Source organism: Xinfangfangia pollutisoli (genome assembly GCF_020179405.1).
In the GTDB taxonomy this organism is placed as follows: domain Bacteria; phylum Pseudomonadota; class Alphaproteobacteria; order Rhodobacterales; family Rhodobacteraceae; genus Pseudogemmobacter; species Pseudogemmobacter pollutisoli.
Map to the genome: position 1 here is coordinate 1 of NZ_JAICBZ010000162.1, position 2,985 is coordinate 2,985.

Consider the following 2,985-nt stretch of genomic DNA (forward strand, 5'->3'; position numbering starts at 1 on the left):
GCTGGCCGCGCCGGTCGAAGGCAGCGCCGAGGCGGCCTCGGGCACCCCGGCCTCGGCCGCCGCAAGCGATGGCGCCAATCCCTCGCTGCTGGCGATCTCGCGCCGGCCGGCGGAAAAGCCCCGCGATTTCTCGCGCGCGGTCGAGGCGGCGGTGGCCGCCGCCGTGCGCAGCCCCGCGCCGGAACCCGAACCCGCCCCGGCGGCCAAAAGCGCTTCGGCCAAGGCGCCCAAGGGCGATGTGAAGCCCGACGAGCAAAGCGAGATCGACGAGCCCGAAGTCGCCTCGGCCGTCGCGCCGAAGATTCCGACCAAGGCCTCGGTCGCGAAAACCGCCACCTACAAGAACGCGATCAACCTGTCGAAGACCAACCTGATCGGCGTCTATGGCACCGCGTCCAAGCGCTATGCGCTGGTGCGCACGTCGAACGGCAAATACAAGAAGGTCAAGGTCGGCGACCGGATCGATGGCGGCACGATCCAGGCGATCACCCAAAGCGAGCTGCGCTATCAGAAGGGCGGCCGGCTGCTGACCCTGGCCATGCCGAAGGGCTGAGCGCCCCCCTGCCCGCGCCCTGTGCGCCCCCCCGGATGCGGCGGCGCCGCCTGCCCGCGCCGCGCCCCTCGCCCGATATTTCGCCAGATTTCACACAAGTGATTCCCGCCGCCCGTCTTCGCGCTTGCAGCGACGCCGCGACCGGGAAACTGTGCGGCATGATTTCCCAGGATCGCCCCCCCGTTTCCGCCTTCCCCCGCCCTGGCCCCGTCAGGGCCCGGGCCGGGCAATCCTGACGGGGGTGGGCTGCGATGGAAGGCTTCCTGTTCCAGGCCTCGCTTTATCTGGGCGCCGCGGTGCTTCTGGTGCCGCTGGCGGTGCGGCTGGGCCTGGGATCGGTCCTGGGCTATCTGGCGGCGGGCATCCTTCTGGGCCCGATCTTCGGGCTGGCCGGGGCCGAGACGCAGGACCTGCAGCATGTCGCCGAATTCGGCGTGGTGATGATGCTGTTCCTGATCGGGCTGGAACTTGAGCCGCGCATCCTGTGGGACATGCGCCAAAAGCTGATCGGGATGGGTGGCGCGCAGGTGCTGCTGACCTCGGCCGCCTTGTTCCTGCTGTTGTGGCTGACCGGCCATGATCCGCGGGTGTCGCTGTCGCTGGGGCTGATCCTCAGCCTGTCCTCGACCGCGATCGTGCTGCAGACGCTGTCCGAGAAGAACCTGGCGCGCGGCGCCGGCGGGCGGTCGGCCTTTTCGGTGCTGCTGACCCAGGACATCGCGGTGATCCCGATCCTCGCGATCCTGCCCCTGCTGACCCTGCCCGATGTCAGCGCCTATTCGGCCGAGCTGATCGGCATCACCAATCCGGTGGACAAATCCGCAGCGCATGCCGAAAGCGCGGTCGAGCCCTTGTTGACGGTGATCCAGTCCCTGCCCGACTGGGCCGCGACGCTGCTGACGCTGGCCACGGTGGCGGGGATCGTGGTGGCCGGGCATTTCCTGTCGCGGCCGCTGTTCCGCTTCGTCCATGCCTCGCGCCTGCCCGAGATGTCGACCTTCGTGTCGCTGCTGATCGTGATCGGCATCGCCTTTCTGATGACGCTGGTGGGCCTGTCGCCGGCGCTGGGCACCTTTGTCGCCGGGGTGGTGCTGGCCAACTCGGAATTCCGCCACCAGATCGAGGCGGATATCCGGCCGTTCAAGGGGCTGCTCCTGGGGCTGTTCTTCATGACGGTCGGGATCGGCATCGACCTGCATGCCTTCGCCCGGGCGCCTTTCACGGTGATCGGGCTGACGCTCGTGCTGATGCTGGTCAAGGCCGCGGTGCTGTTCGGGCTGGCCGCGGTGTTCGACCTGCGCGGCAAGGACCGGTTCCTGTTCTGCCTGAGCCTGGCGCAGGGCGGCGAATTCGGTTTCGTCATGGTGTCCTTCGCCCGGGGCGAGGGGATCCTGTCGCTGGCCACCGGGCAGACGGTGCTTCTGGTGATCAGCCTGTCGATGCTGCTGACGCCGCTGCTGTTCCTGCTGTACGACCTTCTGGCGCGGCAACTGGCCCAGGCCCAGGCCATGCCCGACCCCGATGAGGTGACCGAAAAGGGCCGGGTGCTGATCGCCGGGATCGGCCGCTTCGGCCAGGTGGTGAACCGGCTGGCGCGCTCGGCCGGGCTGACGACGGTGGTGCTGGACAGCGACATGGCAGCGATCGAGACAATGCGGCGCTTTGGCGTGAAAGGGTTTTTCGGCGATCCCTCGCGCCCGGAACTGCTGGAGGCCGCGGGGCTGGCCGATTGCGAAGTGCTGGTGGTGACCGTCGACGACCGCGACAATGCACTGTCGATCGTGCGCCATGCGCGGCGGACCCGGCCCGATCTGCACATCATCGCCCGGGCCCGCGACCGCACGCATGTCTATGAGATGTACCAGGCCGGCGCCGATGACATCGTGCGCGAGACCTTTGACAGCTCGGTCCGGGCCGGCCGCTATGTGCTTGAGAACATGGGCTTCACCGAATATGAGGCGGCGCAGCTGTCGCAGACCTATTGGCGGCTGGACCGGGCGGCGATGCGCGATCTGGCCAAGCTTTGGGTGCCGGGCCAGCCGGTGCATCTGAACGAGGATTACATCGCCCGCGCCCGCCAGCTGGACCGCGATCTGGAAACCGCCTTGATCGAAGAGCTGGAACAGGTCCGCCCCGGCAGCCATGTCGAAGCGGCCGAATAGCGCGCTGCCGGAGTTTTCGAAAACTCCGGTCAATTTTCTTCGAAGAAAATTGGCGCGGCTCAGCCGCCGCTGACGCCCGCCTCGGCGAAGGTCGCCATGCCGGCATGGCAGGCGACCGCGCCGCGGATCACCCCCAGCGCCAGCGCCGCCCCCGAGGCCTCGCCCAGCCGCAGGCCCAGCGCCAGAAGCGGCACTTTGCCCAGTTCCGCCAACAGGCGGGCATGCGCGCCCTCGGCGCTTTGATGGGCGGCCAGGCAATGGTCCAGCGCA

2 protein-coding genes and 1 pseudogene are annotated in these 2,985 nt (G+C 68.4%); 2 read left to right on the forward strand and 1 reads right to left on the reverse strand.

Translation table 11 applies throughout. The features are described 5' to 3' along the window. Both K1Y73_RS21695 and K1Y73_RS21700 read left to right on the forward strand, forming a co-directional pair. Positions 1-553 (forward strand): annotated as a pseudogene (locus K1Y73_RS21695) (pilus assembly protein PilP); the annotation flags it as partial. Between the two features lie 251 nt (positions 554-804). Further along, positions 805-2,715, forward strand: a complete 1,911-nt coding sequence (locus tag K1Y73_RS21700) for a cation:proton antiporter domain-containing protein (protein ID WP_225030486.1) — start codon at positions 805-807, stop codon at positions 2,713-2,715. Between the two features lie 59 nt (positions 2,716-2,774). Here K1Y73_RS21700 and K1Y73_RS21705 read toward each other — a convergent pair. Next, a partial coding sequence (locus tag K1Y73_RS21705; RefSeq protein WP_225030488.1) for a nicotinate-nucleotide--dimethylbenzimidazole phosphoribosyltransferase occupies positions 2,775-2,985 on the reverse strand: 211 nt, incomplete at its 5' end.